The 19,444-nt window shown below is 64.0% G+C and carries 15 protein-coding genes and 1 pseudogene; 11 read left to right on the top strand and 5 right to left on the bottom strand.

The window, feature by feature from the left end:
• The first annotated feature begins 12 nt into the window (after positions 1-12).
• Positions 13-1,185, top strand: a complete 1,173-nt coding sequence (locus tag AC3IYG_RS20670) for a gamma-butyrobetaine dioxygenase (protein WP_489311348.1) — start codon at positions 13-15, stop codon at positions 1,183-1,185.
• A gap of 371 nt (positions 1,186-1,556) precedes the next feature.
• Positions 1,557-1,817, top strand: coding sequence for a hypothetical protein (locus AC3IYG_RS20675; protein WP_489311349.1), 261 nt, complete (start codon positions 1,557-1,559; stop codon positions 1,815-1,817).
• Positions 1,818-1,887: 70 nt separating this feature from the next.
• Here AC3IYG_RS20675 and gbdR read toward each other — a convergent pair whose 3' ends face one another.
• The gene (gene gbdR / locus AC3IYG_RS20680) at positions 1,888-2,991 is read right to left on the bottom strand and encodes a choline metabolism transcriptional regulator GbdR (RefSeq protein ID WP_489311350.1); all 1,104 of its coding nucleotides are present in this window, start codon (positions 2,989-2,991) and stop codon (positions 1,888-1,890) included.
• Positions 2,992-3,421: 430 nt separating this feature from the next.
• Positions 3,422-4,798 (bottom strand): L-serine ammonia-lyase, encoded by a 1,377-nt coding sequence (locus AC3IYG_RS20685; protein ID WP_489311351.1) that lies wholly within the window; start codon positions 4,796-4,798, stop codon positions 3,422-3,424.
• Positions 4,799-5,165: 367 nt separating this feature from the next.
• Between AC3IYG_RS20685 and AC3IYG_RS20690 the strand changes: the two genes are divergently transcribed.
• From AC3IYG_RS20690 to betA, 7 genes are all read left to right on the top strand, one after another.
• Entirely contained in the window at positions 5,166-6,110 is a 945-nt protein-coding gene (locus tag AC3IYG_RS20690) for a choline ABC transporter substrate-binding protein (protein ID WP_489311352.1), read from the top strand.
• Positions 6,111-6,414: 304 nt separating this feature from the next.
• Entirely contained in the window at positions 6,415-7,356 is a 942-nt protein-coding gene (locus AC3IYG_RS20695) for a choline ABC transporter substrate-binding protein (RefSeq protein ID WP_489311353.1), read from the top strand.
• 97 nt (positions 7,357-7,453) lie between these two features.
• Positions 7,454-8,299, top strand: a complete 846-nt coding sequence (gene choW / locus AC3IYG_RS20700) for a choline ABC transporter permease subunit (protein WP_489311354.1) — start codon at positions 7,454-7,456, stop codon at positions 8,297-8,299.
• Positions 8,296-9,474 carry a choline ABC transporter ATP-binding protein gene (gene choV, locus AC3IYG_RS20705; protein WP_489311355.1) on the top strand — a complete coding sequence of 393 codons (1,179 nt, stop codon included), beginning with the start codon at positions 8,296-8,298 and terminating at the stop codon, positions 9,472-9,474. The genes choW and choV overlap by 4 nt, the downstream gene beginning before the upstream one ends.
• 251 nt (positions 9,475-9,725) lie before the next feature.
• Positions 9,726-10,319, top strand: a complete 594-nt coding sequence (betI, locus tag AC3IYG_RS20710) for a transcriptional regulator BetI (RefSeq protein WP_489311356.1) — start codon at positions 9,726-9,728, stop codon at positions 10,317-10,319.
• A 37-nt stretch (positions 10,320-10,356) separates the two neighbouring features.
• Complete coding sequence (betB, locus tag AC3IYG_RS20715; RefSeq protein ID WP_489311357.1) at positions 10,357-11,829, top strand: betaine-aldehyde dehydrogenase; 1,473 nt, start codon at positions 10,357-10,359, stop codon at positions 11,827-11,829.
• Positions 11,830-11,958: 129 nt separating this feature from the next.
• A complete protein-coding gene (gene betA, locus AC3IYG_RS20720; protein WP_489311358.1) occupies positions 11,959-13,650 on the top strand; it encodes a choline dehydrogenase in 1,692 nt (563 codons plus the stop codon).
• Positions 13,651-13,733: 83 nt separating this feature from the next.
• Here the strand turns inward: betA and torT are convergent, their stop codons facing one another.
• Positions 13,734-14,765 carry a TMAO reductase system periplasmic protein TorT gene (gene torT, locus AC3IYG_RS20725; protein WP_489311359.1) on the bottom strand — a complete coding sequence of 344 codons (1,032 nt, stop codon included), beginning with the start codon at positions 14,763-14,765 and terminating at the stop codon, positions 13,734-13,736.
• A gap of 175 nt (positions 14,766-14,940) precedes the next feature.
• Here torT and mdtD point away from each other — a divergent pair, with 175 nt between their 5' ends.
• On the top strand, positions 14,941-16,362 hold the full coding sequence (gene mdtD / locus AC3IYG_RS20730; RefSeq protein WP_489311360.1) for a multidrug transporter subunit MdtD: 1,422 nt from the start codon (positions 14,941-14,943) through the stop codon (positions 16,360-16,362).
• Here the strand turns inward: mdtD and AC3IYG_RS20735 are convergent.
• A pseudogene (locus AC3IYG_RS20735) lies at positions 16,361-16,951 on the bottom strand (DUF3391 domain-containing protein); the annotation flags it as partial. The gene mdtD and the pseudogene AC3IYG_RS20735 sit on opposite strands and share 2 nt — an antisense overlap.
• Positions 16,952-17,142: 191 nt before the next feature.
• On the opposite strand from AC3IYG_RS20735, the gene dbpA reads away from it, so the two are divergent.
• The gene (gene dbpA / locus AC3IYG_RS20740) at positions 17,143-18,522 is read left to right on the top strand and encodes an ATP-dependent RNA helicase DbpA (RefSeq protein ID WP_489311361.1); all 1,380 of its coding nucleotides are present in this window, start codon (positions 17,143-17,145) and stop codon (positions 18,520-18,522) included.
• 142 nt (positions 18,523-18,664) lie between these two features.
• Here dbpA and AC3IYG_RS20745 read toward each other — a convergent pair whose 3' ends face one another.
• Positions 18,665-19,399, bottom strand: coding sequence for a substrate-binding periplasmic protein (locus AC3IYG_RS20745; RefSeq protein WP_489311362.1), 735 nt, complete (start codon positions 19,397-19,399; stop codon positions 18,665-18,667).
• Between the last annotated feature and the right edge of the window lie 45 nt (positions 19,400-19,444).

A 19,444-nucleotide genomic window follows, 5' to 3' on the forward strand; every position in this document is an offset into this window, starting at 1 on the left:
AAGGAGAGCGTAATGAACCAGGCAGAAAACCTCATCGCCGATTGGCGAAGCTATCCCACCACCAGCGCCCTGGCCACGTTGCGGCCACGCCACGATTACCTGGAGGCGGTCTGGAGCGACAGCCGCGTCAGCCCCTTCCATCATCAGTGGCTACGCGACAACTGTCCCTGCTCCAGCTGCGTGTACACCGTCACCCGCGAGCAGGTTCTGGAAATAGTCGATGTTTGCGCCGAACTCGCGCCCCAGCACATGCGGGTCGACGATGAAGGCAACCTGCTGGTCGACTGGCAGGATGGGCACCGCAGCCGCTTTCATCCCGGCTGGCTGCGCGCCCACGCCTATGACGACAGCTCCCGCGCCGAGCGTCGCCAGCAGCGCCCACGCAGCCAGCTCTGGAGGGCCGAGCTGAGCGAACAGTTACCGCTGTACGAATACGACGCGCTGATGCAGGATCCACAGGCATTGCTGGCCTGGCTGCTGGCCGTGCGGGATATCGGCCTGACCCAGGTGCGCGGCGTGCCGACCGCTCCCGGTTCGCTGCAAGCCATTGCCCAGCGGATTTCCTTTATTCGCGAAAGCAATTTCGGCGTGCTGTTCAACGTACAGTCCAAGGCCGATGCCGACAGCAACGCCTACACCGCTTTCAACCTGCCACTGCACAGCGACCTGCCGACCCGCGAGCTGCAGCCGGGGCTGCAATTTCTGCACTGCCTGGTGAATGACGCGGTGGGCGGTGAGAGCATCTTCGTTGACGGTTTCGCCATCGCCGACGCGCTGCGCCAGGAGGCACCGGAGGACTTCCGCACGCTGTGCGAGATACCGGTGGAGTTCCGCAACAAGGATCGCCGCAGCGACTACCGTTGCCTGGCGCCGATCATCGCCCTGGATGCCTATGGCGCGGTCAGCGAAATCCGCATCGCCAACTTCCTGCGCGCACCCTTCGACGTTGAAGCGCAGCAGATGCCCCTGCTCTATCGCGCTTACCGACACTTCCAGACCCTGACCCGCGATCCGCGTTTCCGCGTGATTCGCCGGCTGGATGCGGGGCAGCTCTGGTGCTTCGATAACCGCCGCACCCTGCATGCGCGCAACGCCTTCGACCCGGCCAGTGGCACCCGCCACTTCCAAGGCTGCTATGTGGATCGCGAAGAGCTGCTCTCGCGGATTCACGTGCTGCAACGCTAAACCGCGCCCGCCACTGCCCGCGCGATAGCACGTGGCCGGTCAGCATGCGGATGCTGCCCGGCATTTTTTCGCAGGCAAAAAAAGCCCCCCCTGTGCGCCGACACAAGCGGGGGGCGAAATGTGGTTCTAATGCGAGGAACCACCCTCGATCAAGCCGTCCAGGCGGGTGACCAAACCCACCGTGAAGCGCAAAGTGTGCGCTATGGAGTGGACGTTCTTGGGGCCAATTGTGCTGGCTGGGGACGGGGAGCAATTAGTTGAAAGCGACCTGTTCGTACGCGTCCAAGCCACTGACCGACCAACGCCCTTGTCGCGGCCGCGGCGCATCACCAGAATCGCAGCGACAACGACCCCGGACGAGGACCACCGCGATGATGCATACAGACTTGATCGACCAGGACGACCTGCGTGAGCGCCTGTTAGCGTTGGGTTTTGAAGTACCCTCCGGCCTGACTGCCGAGCAGGCCTGCGAGCGCGCCTTACTGGGGCTGAACGAATCACGCGCAGCGGCATTGCGCAGCCTGGTCGAACAGATGCTGGCCAGTGGCGCGGTGATGCTGCCCACGGTACGCGAGGCCATTGCCCGGCAATTGCTGCCGGCGCTGGCACAGTACAGACAGACCCACGGCTGAGCGCGGTGCGGCGCGAGCCGTAGGACAGGAGCGGGTCTTGTCCACCGCTCCCGATTTGAGGTTTACAGGCTTACAGCCTGACGCTGGCGAAGGTCGACTCGCTGCGCGCCTGGCTCAAGGCCGACATGGCCCCGGACAACGGCGAGAGCACCAAGGCCTGCGGGATCGGCATCAATGCCACCTGCTGCGCGGTATTGGAACCCATGCGCTCGTCACGCGGCGGAATGCCGAAGTACTCGCGGTAGCACTTGGAGAAGTGCGGCGTGGAGACGAAACCACAGACCGACGCCACTTCGATGATCGACATCGGCGTCTGCTTGAGCAGTTGCCGGGCACGCACCAGGCGCAGCTTCAGGTAATAGCGCGACGGCGAGCAATGCAGGTATTTCTGGAACAGGCGCTCGAGCTGACGGCGCGAGACGTTGACGTAGACCGCCAGTTCGTCGAGGTCGATCGGTTCTTCCAGGTTGGCTTCCATCAGCACGACGATTTCCTGCAGCTTCGGCTGGTTGGTGCCGAGCATGTGCTTGAGCGGCACGCGCTGATGATCCTGCTCGTTGCGGATACGCTCGTAGACGAACATTTCCGAGATCGCCGCCGACAGCTCGCGGCCATGCTCGCGAGAAATGACGTGCAGCATCATGTCCAGCGGCGCGGTGCCGCCGGAACTGGTGAAGCGGTTGCGATCGAGGGTGAACAGTCGAGTACTCATCACCACCCGCGGAAAGGCTTCCTGCATCGCCGCCAGGCATTCCCAGTGCACGCTGCAATCGAAGCCATCGAGCAGGCCGGCGCAGGCCAGCGCCCAACTGCCGGTGCAGACCGCGCCAAGCTTGCGCGACTGGCGCGCCTGGGTCTGTAACCAGGCCACGTGTTCGCGGGTAACACTGCGCTGAATGCCGATACCGCCACAGACGATCACCATGTCCAGCGGCGGCGCCTTGCTCACCGCGCAGTCCGGGGTGATCTGCAGGCCGTCGCTGGCCCAGACCTGGCCACCGTCGATGGTCAGCGTGGTCCAGCGATACAGTTCGCGGCCGGACAACTGGTTGGCCATGCGCAGCGGTTCAACGGCTGAGGCCAATGAAATCAGAGTGAAATTATCCAACAGCAGAAAGCCGATGGATTGTGGAGCACGGTTCTGGGGTTGCGCCCCTTGGTTGAACGGCGTCATCACGGTATCTCCTCACGCAACACGGATATGGCCTCAGGCGAGGCTCTTGTTTTATTGCCGTGGGCAGCGCGGACGACACCCTGGCTTAGGCTTATCACAACGCAAATGCCGTGCCTAAATTGAACACGTATTCAATAAAACCTAAAAACGACGCCGCAAAGCCTCTAGCCGGCAGGCCGCCAACAGTAAAAAAGTTCGCTGAGCGCCCAGAGAAGAGCCCTGCAAGGACAGGGGCTGAGCACTTTCGTAGCACTTTGCAGTGACAGCCCGTCATGGCCTGGGCGGGCTGTCACCCTAGGCACGATCGGCCAGCGCGCGGCGTACCGTTCAGTAGCAGCGCGGGAGAGCCGCATCGCGCCAAAAGATGGCGCAGCACGGCGAGTTCGAGCGAAAAGCGTGCAAACGTCGAGCGACTGCGCTGATCACCCTGTCAGCATTCAATGGCGCTGACGGCCAGGCCACCGCGCGAGGTTTCCTTGTATTTGTCGTGCATGTCGGCGCCGGTATCGCGCATGGTGCGGATAACCCGGTCGAGTGAGATGAAGTGCTCGCCATCGCCGCGCAGGGCCATCTGCGCGGCGTTGATGGCCTTCACCGCGGCAATCGCGTTGCGCTCGATGCAGGGCACCTGCACCAGGCCGCCGACCGGGTCGCAGGTCAGCCCGAGGTTATGTTCCAAGCCGATTTCGGCGGCGTTCTCCAGTTGCCCCGGCGTCGCGCCGAGGATCTCCGCCAGACCGGCGGCGGCCATAGCGCAGGCCGAACCGACCTCGCCCTGGCAGCCGACTTCGGCACCGGAGATCGAGGCGTTCTTCTTGCAGAGGATGCCGACAGCGGCGGCAGCCAGGAAGTAATCGACCACGTCGGCCTCGGTCACGGCCGGGCTGAAGCGGACGAAGTAGTGCAACACCGCCGGGATGATTCCCGCCGCGCCATTGGTCGGTGCCGTGACCATGCGCCCGCCGGCGGCGTTTTCCTCGTTCACCGCCAGGGCGAACAGGTTGACCCACTCCATGCCGCTCAAGGTCGAACCGATCACGTTGGGCTTGCCCAGCTCCTGCAGGCTGCGGTGCAGCTTGGCGGCGCGGCGCTTGACGTTCAGCCCGCCGGGCAGGATGCCTTCATGCTTGAGGCCCTGATCGACGCAGTCGCGCATGGCCTGCCACAGACGCATCAGCCCCTGGCGGATTTCCGCTTCGCTGCGCCAGGCCTTTTCGTTGGCCATCATCAGCTCGGACACCCGCAGGCCGTGCTCCTGGCACAGGCTCAGCAGTTCGGCGGCGCTGGAAAAGTCGTAAGGCAGCTCGGTCTGATCCTGATCGAGCACACCGCTGGCGGCCTGCGCCGCATCCACCACGAAACCGCCGCCAACCGAGTAATAGGTGTCGCGGTGCAGTTCGCCGCTCGCGCCTTCGACAATCAGGGTCATGGCGTTGGGGTGATAGGGCAGGTTTTCGTCGAGCAGCAGCAGATCGCGAGCCCAGTCGAACGGCACCTCGAAGTGACCGTCGAGTAGCAGGCACTGGCTGTCGCGCAGGCTGGCAATGCGCGGGGCGATCTGCGCCGGGTCGATGGCGTCCGGCCAGTCGCCCATCAGCCCCATGATCACCGCGTTATCGCTGCCATGGCCGACGCCGGTGGCCGATAACGAGCCGTACAGGCGCACTTCGACGCGCCGCACCTGTTCCAGCACGCCACGCTCGCGCAGCCCTTGCACGAACAGCGCGGCGGCGCGCATCGGCCCCACCGTGTGCGAGCTGGAAGGGCCGATACCAATCTTGAACAGGTCGAATACGCTGATGGCCATAGCTATCTCCTAAAACGCACGATGCGGGCACACACCAGATCGGCCAACCCACTGATGCACGGATCATCAAGCTTTTCCACGGCGACCCGGCATCTCACACCGACCCGCCCATACCCACAAACGTCGCACGCTTGGGTCGCGACCGGCGCCGCACCCGAAGCAACGTCGCGCGCCACGCTGAATACGACGCCAGCGATGCCAAACGCGACCCACGCCATAGTCGCCGTCATGCCCCTGGCCCATGATCCAGCCGCCCGGCACGCTTCCTGCGAGGCCGAAGTGCCCACCGTAACCAGACCACCGTGCGCCGTAGTTTCTACAGAGCCTGGTAACGGCCCCTGCCATTTCCCTGCTAAGGATCGCGCCGATGAAATGTTTCACCTCTTTATGCTTGGCCCTGTGCCTCGGCTCACCCGTGCTGGCCAATGCGGCGGAAGCGGAAAGCTGCCAGCGGGTGCGGTTCGCCGATGTCGGCTGGACCGACATCACCGTCACCACCGCCGTGACCCGGTTGCTGCTCGGCTCGCTCGGCTACGTGACCAACGTCAAGCGCCTGTCCGTGCCGCAGACCTATAAAGCGCTGGAAGACAAGAAGCTCGACGTCTTCCTCGGCAACTGGATGCCGAGCATGGAAGGCGACATTCGCCCCTACCTGGACAAAGGCAGTGTGGAGACCCTGCGGGCCAACCTGCATGGCGCCAAATACACCCTGGCCGTGCCGGACTACGTCTACGAAGGGGGTCTGAAGGACTTCAAGGACATCGCCAAGTTCGCCGCCCAGTTGGATGGCAAGATTTATGGCATCGAACCCGGCAACGATGGCAACCAGCTGATCGGCAAGATGATCAAGGACAACGCCTACGGCCTCGGCCAATTCAAACTGGTAGAAAGCAACGAGGCGAAGATGCTCGCCAGCGTCGAACGTGCCGGGCACCTCAAGCAATGGCTGGTATTCCTCGGCTGGGAACCGCACCCGATGAACACCCATCTCCAGATGAAATACCTGACTGGCGGCGATGACTACTTCGGCCCCGACTACGGTGGCGCCACGGTCTACACCAACGTGCGCAAAGGCTACGGCCAGGAGTGCGGCAACGTCGGCAAACTGCTGAGCAACCTGGCGTTCGAGCTGCCAATGGAAAACCAGCTGATGGACGACGTGCTGAACCAGAGCCTCAACCCGCGGCAAGCGGCCAAAGCCTGGCTGCAGGCCAACCCGCAGGTGCTAGACGCCTGGTTGCAGGGTGTCTCCAGCCGCGACGGGCAACCGGCGCTGGCCGTGGTCAAAAGCAAACTGGGGCTGGCGCAATAACGCCGCCGCAACATTGCAATCGCCCCCCGCTTCGCCGGTCAGCGTTGCCGAAACCGCAACTTTGACCGGCAAAAAGTCCGTAAACGACCTTACTAATGCTGGATACGACGCACTCTGCACTGGATGCGACGCACCCTGTAGGCGTTTGTTTTTCACTGTTCCATGATCGTTCTCGACACGCCCGCTAGGCTGAATGGCGGTGAGGCCCGAAACCCCCTTTCGGGTTCAACCAGCAGCACACAAAAAACCGGCAACTCGCACTCAGCAGCACGCTGCCGACGACAATCAGAAAGGAGTCCGTCCCATGAAAGGTTGCACACCATTGCTGTTGGCCGCTTCGCTCAGCCTACCGCTGCTGGCCAATGCGGCAGAGCCCGAGTCCTGTAGCACCGTGCGCTTCTCCGATGTCGGCTGGACCGACATCACCGTCACCACCGCGGTCACCAGCGAAGTGCTGGAAGCGCTGGGTTACAAAACCAAGACCACCATGCTGTCGGTACCGGTGACCTACAAATCCCTGGCGGTCGGCAAGGACCTCGATGTCTTCCTCGGCAACTGGATGCCGACCATGGAGAACGACATCAAGGCTTATCGCGAAGCGGGCACGGTGGAAACCCTGCGCGCCAACCTCGAAGGCGCCAAATACACCCTCGCCGTACCGGAGTTCGCCTACGACGCCGGCCTGAAAAGCTTCGCCGACATCGCCAAGTTCAAAGAGCAGCTGGCCGGCAAGATCTACGGTATCGAGCCGGGCAACGATGGCAACCGCCTGATCCAGAGCATGATCGACAAGAACGCCTTCGACCTGAAGGACTTCAAAGTGGTCGAGTCCAGCGAAGCCGCCATGCTCTCGCAACTCAAACGCGCCACCCGCAAGAACGAATGGATGGTGTTCCTCGGCTGGGAACCGCACCCGATGAACACCCGCAACAAGATGAAGTACCTGAGCGGCGGCGATGACTACTTCGGCCCGAACTACGGTCAGGCGACCATCTACACCAACACCCGCAAGGGTTACACCCAGGAATGCAGCAACGTCGGCAAGCTCCTGCAGAACCTGGTGTTCAGCCTGGACATGGAAAACCAGCTGATGGATGCCGTGCTCAACGAAAACCAGAAACCGCGTGACGCCGCCAAGGCCTGGCTGAAAGCCAACCCGGAAGCGCTGGAAACCTGGCTGGCTGGCGTGAACAGCCTGGACGGCAAGCCGGCACTGGACGTGGTCAAGGCAAAACTGGCTCTTTGATACAACCGCAACTCAGGCCGGTTGAACGCGGCCAAGGCAACTCGCCAGCGCGTTCGACGGCCTGCTTCCATCCCTCTGCATGTGGACGTTCAATACCATGCCGACTTTTGAAAAACTCCCTCTGGGTCAAAAGATAGCCGACTTCGTCGAATGGCTGACCCAGCACGGCGCCGCTTACTTCGATGCCTTCGCCGATGCGCTGGAGATGATGATTCATGGCGTGACCAACGGACTGACCTTTTTCAATCCGCTGGTATTGATCGGTCTGTTTGGCGTGCTCACTCATCTGATTCAACGCAAATGGGGCCTGACCCTGTTCTGCGTGCTGTCGTTCCTGCTGATCCTCAACCTCGGTTACTGGCAGGAAACCATGGAAACCCTGGCGCAAGTGCTGTTCGCCACCCTGGTCTGCGTGGTCATCGGCGTGCCGCTGGGCATCATGGCCGCACACAAACCGCACTTCTATACCGTGATGCAGCCGGTCCTCGACCTGATGCAGACGGTGCCGACCTTCGTGTACCTGATTCCAACCTTGACACTGTTCGGTCTCGGCGTAGTTCCGGGGCTGATTTCCACCGTGGTCTTCGCCGTCGCCGCGCCAATCCGCCTGACCTACCTGGGCATCCGCGATGTGCCGACCGAGCTGCTCGACGCCGGCAAGGCCTTCGGCTGCTCGCGCCGCCAACTGTTGACCCGCATCGAACTGCCGCACGCCATGCCGAGCATCGCGGCCGGCATCACCCAGTGCATCATGCTGTCGCTGTCGATGGTGGTAATCGCCGCACTGGTGGGCGCCGACGGACTGGGCAAGCCGGTGGTCAACGCACTGAACACCGCTGACATCGCCCTCGGTTTCGAAGCCGGCCTGGCCATCGTGCTGCTGGCCATTATCCTCGACCGGGTGTGCAAGCAACCGGAAGCCAAGTTGAGGGCTGACTCATGAGCATGATTCGTTTCGATAACGTCGACGTCATTTTCTCCAAGTTCCCGCGCGAGGCCCTGGCCTTGCTCGACCAGGGCCTGACCCGCGACCAGATTCTGAAGAAAACCGGCCTGGTGGTCGGCGTGGAAAAAGCCAGCCTGGATGTGGAGCGCGGCGAGATCTGCGTGATGATGGGCCTCTCCGGCTCGGGCAAATCCAGCCTGCTGCGCTGCATCAACGGCCTCAACACCGTCAGCCGCGGTCGACTGCTGATCGAGCATGAAGGCAGCGAAGTCGACATCGCCAGCTGCTCCGCCGCCACGCTCAAGGCCATGCGTACCAAGCGCATCGCCATGGTGTTCCAGAAGTTCGCCCTGATGCCCTGGCTGACGGTGCGCGAGAACATCAGCTTCGGCCTGGAAATGCAGGGCCGCCCGAGTGAAGAACGACGCAAGCTGGTCGATGAGAAAATCGAACTGGTGGGCCTGACCCAATGGCGCAACAAGCGTCCGGACGAACTCTCCGGCGGTATGCAGCAGCGCGTCGGGCTGGCCCGCGCACTGGCCATGGACGCCGACATCTTGCTGATGGACGAACCGTTCTCGGCCCTCGACCCGTTGATCCGCCAGGGTCTGCAGGACGAATTGCTGGACCTGCAGCGCAAACTGCAGAAGACCATCGTGTTCGTCAGCCACGACCTCGACGAGGCGCTGAAACTCGGCTCGCGGATCGCCATCATGAAAGACGGGCGCATCATCCAGTACAGCAAGCCGGAAGACATCGTGCTCAACCCGGCGGATGAGTACGTGCGCATGTTCGTCGCCCACACCAACCCGCTGAACGTGCTCTGCGGACGCAGCCTGATGCGCCCGCTGGACAACTGCAAACGGGTCAACGGCGAAGTCTGCCTCGATCCGGGTGACGACTCCTGGCTCGGGCTGGCCGAAGGCAACGTGTTCAAGGGCGCCCGCCAAGGCGCGGACGCGATCACCCTGCAGAACTGGGCGCCCGGCCAGGCGATGGAAAGCCTGGGACGGCGACCGACCCTGGTCGACTCGAACATCGGCATGCGCGACGCCCTGCAGATCCGTTACCAGACCGGCCACAAACTGGTGCTGCAGGATCAGGACCGGGTGGTCGGCGTACTCGGCGACAGCGAGTTGTACCACGCCCTGCTCGGCAAGAACCTCGGCTGAGACAGCCTGCCCCGCAACGAGACTTGCGCTACCCAGCCGGGTAGCGCAAAGGCCGGGCTTCCGGCGGCGGCCAGCCCTCTCGCCCCGCACAACTCACACCGGCAATAGAGCGACACCCACTCGCGAGGTCGATTCAGAAGGTTATACGGCATTGATTTTTTATTGATTGAGCGTTCAATAAAAACAAAATAGACTGACTCCTGCTTAATTCGGACGTTTGCCGTGCAACCCGGCGCAAGGAGATTTGCAAGATGCCCAAGATCGGTATGCAGCCTATTCGCCGCTCGCAATTGATCAACGCCACCCTGCTGGCGGTCGACCAGGTCGGCATGAGCGATGCGAGCATCGCCTTGATCGCGCGATTGGCGGGGGTCTCCAACGGCATCATCAGTCACTATTTCCAGGACAAGAACGGCCTGCTCGAAGCCACCATGCGCCACCTGATGGCGGCCCTGAGCCTGGCAGTACGCGACCGTCGCCTGTTGTTGTGCGACGACAGCGCCGGCACCCAGATCCGCGCCATCATCGACGGCAACTTCGATGACAGCCAGGTCAACGGCCCGGCCATGAAAACCTGGCTGGCCTTCTGGGCCAGCAGCATGCATCAGCCCTCGTTGCGCCGCCTGCAGCGGATCAACGACCACAGGTTGTACTCCAACCTGTGCTGCCAGTTCCGCCGCGTATTGCCGCTCGCTGATGCGCGCAGCGCGGCCCGAGGCCTGGCGGCCTTGATCGACGGTTTGTGGTTGCGCGGCGCGTTGTCCGGAGAAGCCTTCGACATCAAGCAGGCACTGCAAATCGCTTACGACTACCTGGACCAACAATTGGCCAGACAGGCGGGCTGACCCGAGCCGCCAACACCAGACAACATGCGAGGACACTATGGCCCGTTTCGACCTGCAAAAACTCTACATCGACGGCGGTTATGTGGATGCCACCAGCGGCGCCACGTTCGAGTCCATCAACCCGGCCAACGGCGAGGTGCTCGCCGAGGTGCAACGCGCCTCGCAAGCCGACGTTGAACGGGCCGTCGCCAGTGCCGAAAAGGGCCAGAAAGTCTGGGCCGCGATGACCGCCATGCAACGCTCGCGCATCCTGCGCAAAGCCGTCGAGATCCTCCGTGAGCGCAACGACGAACTGGCCGAGCTGGAAAGCCTGGACACCGGCAAGCCGCTGTCGGAAACCCGCAACGTCGATATCGTCACCGGCGCCGATGTGCTCGAGTACTACGCCGGCCTGGTGCCGGCGATCGAAGGCGAGCAGATCCCGCTGCGCGAAACCTCCTTCGTCTACACCCGCCGCGAACCGCTGGGCGTGGTCGCCGGCATCGGCGCCTGGAACTACCCGATCCAGATCGCCCTGTGGAAATCCGCCCCGGCCCTGGCCGCCGGCAACGCGATGATTTTCAAACCCAGCGAAGTCACCTCGCTGAGCACCTTGAAACTGGCGGAAATCTACACCGCTGCTGGTCTGCCCGCGGGCGTGTTCAACGTGCTGACCGGCAGTGGCCGCGAAGTCGGCACCTGGCTGACCGAGCACCCGCGCATCGAGAAAATCTCTTTCACCGGCGGCACCGACACCGGCAAGAAAGTCATGGCCAGCGCTTCCAGCTCGTCGCTCAAGGAAGTCACCATGGAGCTGGGCGGCAAGTCGCCGCTGATCATCTTCGAGGACGCCAACCTCAACCGCGCCGCCGATATCGCAGTGATGGCCAACTTCTACAGTTCCGGCCAGGTCTGCACCAACGGCACCCGCGTGTTCATCCCGCGCAGCCTGCAGTCGCGCTTCGAGTCCAAGGTGCTGGAGCGGGTCAACCGCATCCGCCTCGGCAGCCCGATGAACGAGAACACCAACTTCGGCCCGCTGGTCAGCTTCGCCCACATGGAAAACGTGCTCGGCTATATCGAAAAGGGCAAAGCCGAGGGCGCGCGCCTGTTGAGCGGCGGTGAGCGCGTGACTGACGGCGAATATGCCAAGGGCGCCTACGTCGCACCGACCGTGTTCAGCGACTGCAGCGACGAGATGAGCATCGTCCGTGAGGAAATCTTCGGCCCGGTGATGAGCATCCTGGTCTATGACGACGAAGCTGAAGTCATCCGCCGCGCCAACGACACCGAGTTCGGCCTGGCCGCCGGGGTCGTCACCCAGGACCTGAACCGTGCCCACCGGGTGATCCACAAGCTCGAAGCGGGTATCTGCTGGATCAACACCTGGGGCGAGTCGCCGGCGGAAATGCCGGTCGGCGGTTACAAGCAATCCGGGGTCGGCCGCGAGAACGGCCTGACCACCCTGGCCCAGTACACGCGGATCAAATCCGTGCAGGTCGAACTGGGCGATTACAGCTCGGTGTTCTAAACGAACCCCTAGGGTGGATTAGCCGCATCGCGGCGTAATCCACCGTTCAGCTCCACGTCCGCCACGGTGGATTACGGCTTGGCCTAATCCACCCTACGTGCTGCACATGCCCATACGAAGGGTGCAACCATGACCACAGAATTCGACTACATCATCATCGGTGCAGGTTCCGCCGGTAACACCCTGGCCGCCCGCCTGACCGAGGATGCCGACGTCAGCGTGCTGCTGCTCGAAGCCGGTGGCCCGGACTACCGCCTCGACTTCCGTACCCAGATGCCCGCCGCCCTCGCCTTCCCGCTGCAGGGCCGGCGCTACAACTGGGCCTACGAAACCGACCCGGAACCGTTCATGAACAACCGTCGCATGGAGTGCGGGCGCGGCAAGGGTCTGGGGGGGTCCTCGCTGATCAACGGCATGTGCTACATCCGCGGCAACGCCCTGGACTACGACGGCTGGGCGAAAACCCCGGGCCTGGAAGACTGGAGCTACCTCGACTGCCTGCCGTATTTCCGCAAAGCGGAAACCCGCGATATCGGCGCCAACGATTACCACGGCGGCGACGGCCCGGTCAGCGTGACCACGCCCAAGGCCGGCAATAACCCGCTGTTCAAGGCCATGGTCGAAGCCGGCGTGCAGGCCGGCTACCCGGCGACCATCGACCTCAACGGTTACCAGCAGGAAGGCTTCGGCCCGATGGACCGCACCGTGACCCCCAAAGGTCGCCGCTCCAGCACCGCGCGCGGCTACCTCGACCAGGCCCGTGGCCGGCCGAACCTGAGCATCGTCACCCACGCCCTCACCGACCGCATCCTGTTCAGCGGCAAACGCGCGGTCGGCGTGGCTTATCTGGTCGGCGCCAGCGACACCCGCATCGAAGCCAAGGCCCGCCGCGAAGTATTGCTGTGCTCCGGCGCCATCGCCTCGCCGCAAATCCTCCAGCGCTCCGGCGTCGGCCCGGCGGCCCTGCTGCGCGACCTGGACATCCCGGTAGTCCACGACCTGCCCGGGGTTGGCCAGAACCTGCAGGACCACCTGGAAATGTACCTGCAGTACGCCTGCACCCAGCCGGTCTCGCTGTACCCGTCGCTGCTCTGGTGGAACCAGCCCGCCATTGGCGCCGAGTGGTTGTTCCTCGGCACCGGCATCGGCGCCAGCAACCAGTTCGAAGCCGGTGGTTTCATCCGCACCCGCGAAGAGTTCGAGTGGCCGAACATCCAGTACCACTTCCTGCCGGTGGCGATTAACTACAACGGCAGCAACGGCGTGAAAGAGCATGGTTTCCAGGCCCACGTCGGCTCCATGCGTTCGCCGAGCCGTGGCCGCATCCAGGTGAAGTCGAAAGACCCGCGCGAGTACCCGAGCATCCTCTTCAACTACATGTCCACCGAGCAGGACTGGCAGGAATTCCGCGACGGCATCCGCCTGACCCGCGAGATCATGCAGCAGCCGGCACTGGACGCCTTCCGCGGCCGCGAGATCAGCCCGGGCATCGATGTGCAGACCGATGAGCAGCTCGACCAGTTCGTCCGTGAGCACGCCGAGACCGCCTTCCACCCATCCTGCTCGTGCAAGATGGGCACGGATGAAATGGCGGTGGTCGATGGCCAGGGTCGCGTCCACGGGCTGGAAGGCCTGCGCGTAGTGGATGCCTCGATCATGCCGCTGATCACCACCGGCAACCTCAACGCGCCGACCATCATGATCGCCGAGAAGATCGCCGACAAAATCCGTGGCCGCAAGCCGCTGCCACGCAGCAAGGCCAAGTACTACGTCGCCAACGGCGCACCGGTACGCGGCAAACCGCTGCGCCCGCAAGCCTGAAGAACGCTTACTGGTCGGCAGCCCGAACGCGGAGCGTCTCAGGCTGCACGGCCATCCTTGCACCGCCGATCAATGTCCGGGCTTTACTCGGGTAATACCCGGCGGACCATCCACCGCCCCTCGGGCGTCAGCAGGCGGCTGCGATCGAAGTGCTTGAGCCTCTGCCGGTCGAGCATCTCGATCTGTGGGCTGACCCGGCCTGGCAGCTGCTGGCCCTCCAGCGCCCGTACCGCCAGGTCGATGGCGACTCGCGCCTGGATCACCGGTGCGTCACTCGGCGCGGCGAGTACCTGGCCGTTCTCGATGGCCTCCAGCACCCGGTCGGTGGCATAGAAGGACACCACCTGCGCGTGGTAACGGCTACCCGCCGAGCGCAGCATCTGGCCGGCGAAGGCAGCGGCCTCGGCATTACCCAGCAGGTAGTCGAGATCGGGCTCGCGGGCCAGCAGCTGGCGCACCAGTTGCGCCTGGCTGGCACGATCCACCGGCCCGTAGCCGCCCGGCACCAGCCTCACCGCGCTACCCTGCAGGCCCTGGCGCAGGCCGCGCTCGCCGTCCTCCACCCAGCCGGCGTCCTGCGGCCCCGGCAGCCAGCCGACGCGCACCGTCCGGCCCTGGCTGTGGCCCACGATATAGGCCAGCGCGGCCTTGGCCATGTCGGCGAAATCCACCCGCGAGCGGCTGCTGACACCGGCGCAATCGACCCGGTTGACCAAGTCGATCACCGGCGCCCCGGCCTTGTAGAGCAAACCGATTTCATCGCACAACCCACGGATGTTGATCGCCGCGATCACGAACGCATCGGCGCCGAGCTGGATGCAGCGGGTCAGCTGCGCGCGTTGCATGGCCGGGTACTGATAACCACCAGCCTCGTAGATACCCAGTTGCACGCCCTGGCGCCGGGCCTCTTGATCCAACCCCGCGGCCACGCCCCACCAGTAGCGGTCCTTGCCCTGGGGCAACAACGCACAGATACGCCAGGGCTTGCTCGCCATGGCCTGTGGCTGGTAGCGGGCTGGCTGGCCATCGGTAATCACCGGCACGGGAAACCAGTCCGCCGCGCGCAAGGGCGTAGCAGCCAGGAGTAGCAACAGGAGGGTGCAGAGCATTTGCATCGGCAGCGCCTTGTCCGGGTTGGCGGGGGAGCGGGGAAGAACACTTGCGCAAACCTGGCAGTCACGCGCCATTGAACGTCGATCAGGTTCGCCGCATATTCCACCAGGGCATTGGCACTGGCAAGCGGCGGGGCGTCGGCTTACAGTCCGGGCAGCTTTCGCGCCGAGAACTCCCATGCCCAACCTGGACGCCCGCACCGCCCGCCTGCTGCCTTGGATCGTGGCCATCGCCTTCTTCATGCAAACCCTCGATGGCACCATCCTCAACACCGCCCTGCCCGCCATGGCCCGCGACCTCGCCGAAGACCCGCTGCGCATGCAGTCGGTGGTGATCGCCTACATGCTTACGGTGGCGCTGCTGATTCCGGCTTCGGGCTGGATCGCCGACCGCTTCGGCACGCGGCGGATCTTCTTTGGCGCAATCCTGCTGTTCAGTTGCGGGTCACTGTTCTGCGCGCTGTCCGAAAGCCTTAGCCAACTGGCCGCCGCGCGGGTGGTGCAAGGCCTCGGTGGCGCACTGATGATGCCGGTCGGGCGGCTGGTGGTGCTGCGCGCCTACCCACGCTCCGAGCTGGTGCGGATCATGAGCTTCATCACCCTGCCCGGCCTGCTCGGCCCCTTGATCGGCCCGACGCTGGGCGGCTGGCTGGTGGAGTACGCCAGTTGGCACTGGATTTTCCTGATCAACCTGCCGGTCGGGCTGCTCGGCTGCTACGCCGCGATCCGCTTCATGCCGGATTTGCGCGGCCCACAGCGCAGCCGTTTCGATGGCGTCGGTTTCGCCCTGTTCGGCGCCGCCATGCTGCTGATCACTATCGCCCTCGAAGGCCTCGGCGAACTGCAACTGGCGCACATGCGCGTGATGTTGCTGTTGCTCGGCGGGCTGGCCTGCCTGGCGGCTTACTGGCTGCGCGCCGGGCGCATCGAGCAGCCGCTGTTCGCCCCGGCGCTGTTTCGGACCCGTACCTTTGCCGTCGGCATTCTCGGCAACCTGTTCGCCCGCCTCGGCAGCGGCTCGCTGCCGTTCCTGGTGCCGCTGCTGTTGCAAGTGGCGCTGGGCTACTCGCCGGCCCAGGCCGGGATGGGCATGATTCCGCTGGCGCTGGCCGCCATGCTGGTCAAACCGCTGGCCAAACCGCTGATCGAGCACCTGGGCTACCGTACTGTGCTGACCGGCAATACCCTGCTGCTCGGCGCGCTACTGGCCAGCCTGGGCCTGGTCGACGCCGCTACGCCTTATGCGGTTCTGCTGCTGCAACTGGGCCTGCTCGGTGCGGTCAACTCGCTGCAATTCACGGCGATGAACACCGTCACCCTGATCGATCTCGACGACGCCTCCGCCAGCAGCGGCAACAGCCTGCTGTCGGTGGTGGTGCAACTGGCGATCAGCCTCGGCATTGCCTCCGGCGCCGCGCTGCTCGGCGGCTTCAGCAGTGAGATCGGTAAAGCCGGCGCGGTCAGCAGCCTGCTCGGCGCCTTCCAGCTGACCTTCGTCTGCGTCGGGGTGTTATCGATGCTGGCGGCCGCGATCTTCCTGCAACTGGCCCCCGAGGATGGGCGCCAGGCGCGTCGCATCGATCCGGGGATCGACCAGTGAGCAGCCCGGCCACCCCGGCCTCACGCACTTGCGCCTCGGCCAGCCCGAGCTGGCGGGCCAGGGCGATCATCAGCGCACAGACCGCCACCGAATGCATGTAGGTGTATTCGTCGGAGCTCTTCAAGCGCGCCAGGCTGATCAAGGCATTGGGATGACGTAGCACCGAGGCGGAAATCTCCTCCACCAATTCGGTTACCTGCGCGGCATCGATGGCCTGGCCCATGCGCACTTCGCCGAACATCGCCACGACGGCCTGTTTGGAGCGAGAACAGAGCTGCTGCGCGCGGCGTACTTCCTCGTCCAGCGCCACGTCCCTGAACGTTGGCAGCGCCTCGACGGCCAGCAGGCAGGCCTCGGTTTGCGCGGCGACCTCGGCCTCGGTCTGGCCCTGCTGCCCACTCGGCAGATCCAGCCCCTTGTCGGTGTCGATCCAGACTTCGTCGATGCCGCTGTCGCGAATGCGCTGCAAATCCCTGGGGTTGTCCAGCAGAAACCGGGCTTTCCAGAACGGATGCTCCATCCACGAGCCGCAGAACTCATGGATGTACATCGCCTGGCACAGATCGGAGGCAACAATGCGTTTCAGCACGATAGCAACCTGGCAAGAGACCTAGCCGTAGCCGCCAGGATAGGCCACTCGCGATACCGGCAGACTAACATCGTGCGTATCGCCCTGCCCGACTGGGCGACACAGTCCGTCGGGCCTTTCAAGCACCGTCTGCTGCCTGTACCAGCGTCCCTGTTACACTGCAGGCCATTTTCGTTTAGCAGGCCAGTCCCGTGACCTCCACCGCTTTCAATTCGCTGCCACTGTCCGCCGCCATGCTGGCTAACCTCGAATCCCTCGGTTATGCCCAGATGACGCCAGTGCAAGCGCAAAGCCTGCCGGTGATACTCAAGGGCATGGACCTGATCGCCCAGGCCAAGACCGGCAGCGGCAAAACCGCCGCCTTCGGCATCGGCCTGCTCAACCCGCTGAACCCACGCTACTTCGGCTGCCAGGCGCTGGTGCTGTGCCCGACCCGCGAGCTGGCCGACCAGGTCGCCAAGGAAATCCGCCGACTGGCCCGTGGCACCGACCACATCAAGGTCCTGACCCTGTGCGGCGGCGTACCCTTCGGCCCACAGATCGGCTCGCTGGAACACGGCGCGCACATCATCGTCGGCACCCCGGGGCGGATTCAGGAACACCTGCGCAAGGGCACCTTGAAGCTCGACGGCCTCAACACCCTGGTGCTCGATGAAGCCGACCGCATGCTCGACATGGGCTTTTACGACTCCATTGCCGAGATCCTTCAGCAGACCCCGGCCAAACGCCAGACCCTGCTGTTCTCCGCCACCTACCCGGCCAGCATCAAGCAGCTGTCGGCGGCATTCATGCGTGACCCGCAGCAGGTCAAAGCCGAGTCGATGCACGCCGACAGCCAGATCGAGCAGCGCTTCTACGAGATCGCCCCGGAACAGCGCATGGACGCCGTGACCAAGCTGCTGGCGCACTTCCGCCCGCAGTCCTGCGTGGCGTTCTGCTTCACCAAGCAGCAATGCCAGGAGGTGGTCGATCACCTCTCGGCTAACGGCATTTCCGCCCAGGCCTTGAATGGCGACCTGGAACAGCGCGACCGCGATCAGGTGCTGGCGATGTTCGCCAACCGCAGCTGCTCGGTGCTGGTGGCCACCGATGTCGCCGCCCGCGGCCTGGATATCGAAGCCCTGGACATGGTGATCAACGTCGAGCTGGCACGTGACTCGGAAATCCACATCCACCGCGTAGGCCGCACCGGCCGCGCCGGCGAGAAGGGCTTGGCACTGAGCCTGGTGGCCCCGGCCGAAGGTCATCGCGCCCAGGCCATCGAAACCCTGCAGAAGGCGCCATTGAACTGGCACCAGCTCGATAGCCTGAAGCCACAAGGCGGCGGGCCGCTGCTGCCACCGATGGTCACCCTGTGCATCAGCGGCGGACGCAAGGACAAGGTTCGCCCCGGCGACATCCTCGGCGCACTGACCGGTGACGCCGGCATCCCTGGCGCGCAGGTCGGCAAAATCGCCATCTTCGACTTCCAGGCCTATGTCGCGGTCGAACGCGGGGTCGCCAAACAGGCGCTGCAACGCCTGAGCGAAGGCAAGATCAAGGGCCGCTCGCTGCGCGTGCGGGTTCTCTGAAAAAGCCCAGCCATGGCCGCTGAGCCTTAAGCAGGACTGCAACTCTTCGTAGGAGCGGGCCATCCCCGCGAAAGCTCTGCAAGCGAAAGCATCGCGGGCATGGCCCGCCCCTACGGGTTCTGCGCTTTTCCCCTCACCGACCTCAGAACCCGTGGTTCTGGAAAACCTGCGCGTAGCTGCCGTCCGCGCGCATCTCCTGCAAGGCCCGGTTGAAACCCGCGACTATCTGTCGGTGCTGGGGATGGCTGCGGCGCACCAGAATGTGCAGGCCATTCTCGCTGAGCGGTTTGGGCAGGAACTCCAGCTGCTCCTGCACGCCGAGCAACTCGCGCTGCATGTAGTGGCGCGCCACCAGTTCGTCCTCCAGGGCCAGTTGCACCCGCCCGGCGGCCAGCATCCGCGCGCCCATGGCGAACTCCAGCACCGGCACCTTGAGCAACCGCGCATCCTGATCGAACTCCGCCTGGTAGGCATAGCCACGCACCGTCGCGATGCTGTGCGGGAGCAGGTCATCCAGCCGCTCGAAGCGGATATTCGCGCCCTTGCGCTGCAGGAAGCGAATGCGGTTGACCAGATAGGCATCGGAAAACAGCCCGTACTCGGCACGTTGCACGTCGTACCAGGCGCTCAGCACTACATCGTAGTCGCCGGCCTGCAAGCCGCGTAATGCGCGGGCCCAGGGCACCTCGATGTATTCGCTGGCGTAGCCGGCACGCTGCAGCGCAGTCATCACCAGGTCACTGGCCAAGCCATTGTTCGGCAGCCTGGCATCGGTGAACGGTGGCCAGGTATCGGCCACCAATCGCAAGGGGTCGGCGTTGACGGTGCAGCAACTGCAAAACAATGCCCACAACGCAATAGCGCGTGAAAGCCTCATGCCTACCGTCCGTAACCGATTAATCGATAGTGCAGCTTAGTCAGC

Source organism: Pseudomonas sp. KH_027 (genome assembly GCF_057838565.1).

Bases quoted from the DNA above. Each gene is read 5' to 3' on its own strand.
- AC3IYG_RS20670 (WP_489311348.1), top strand. From the start codon at position 13: ATGAACCAGGCAGAAAACCTCATCGCCGATTGGCGAAGCTATCCCACC.
- AC3IYG_RS20675 (WP_489311349.1), top strand. From the start codon at position 1,557: ATGATGCATACAGACTTGATCGACCAGGACGACCTGCGTGAGCGCCTG.
- gbdR (WP_489311350.1), bottom strand. From the start codon at position 2,991: ATGACGCCGTTCAACCAAGGGGCGCAACCCCAGAACCGTGCTCCACAA.
- AC3IYG_RS20685 (WP_489311351.1), bottom strand. From the start codon at position 4,798: ATGGCCATCAGCGTATTCGACCTGTTCAAGATTGGTATCGGCCCTTCC.
- AC3IYG_RS20690 (WP_489311352.1), top strand. From the start codon at position 5,166: ATGAAATGTTTCACCTCTTTATGCTTGGCCCTGTGCCTCGGCTCACCC.
- AC3IYG_RS20695 (WP_489311353.1), top strand. From the start codon at position 6,415: ATGAAAGGTTGCACACCATTGCTGTTGGCCGCTTCGCTCAGCCTACCG.
- choW (WP_489311354.1), top strand. From the start codon at position 7,454: ATGCCGACTTTTGAAAAACTCCCTCTGGGTCAAAAGATAGCCGACTTC.
- choV (WP_489311355.1), top strand. From the start codon at position 8,296: ATGAGCATGATTCGTTTCGATAACGTCGACGTCATTTTCTCCAAGTTC.
- betI (WP_489311356.1), top strand. From the start codon at position 9,726: ATGCCCAAGATCGGTATGCAGCCTATTCGCCGCTCGCAATTGATCAAC.
- betB (WP_489311357.1), top strand. From the start codon at position 10,357: ATGGCCCGTTTCGACCTGCAAAAACTCTACATCGACGGCGGTTATGTG.
- betA (WP_489311358.1), top strand. From the start codon at position 11,959: ATGACCACAGAATTCGACTACATCATCATCGGTGCAGGTTCCGCCGGT.
- torT (WP_489311359.1), bottom strand. From the start codon at position 14,765: ATGCAAATGCTCTGCACCCTCCTGTTGCTACTCCTGGCTGCTACGCCC.
- mdtD (WP_489311360.1), top strand. From the start codon at position 14,941: ATGCCCAACCTGGACGCCCGCACCGCCCGCCTGCTGCCTTGGATCGTG.
- AC3IYG_RS20745 (WP_489311362.1), bottom strand. From the start codon at position 19,399: ATGAGGCTTTCACGCGCTATTGCGTTGTGGGCATTGTTTTGCAGTTGC.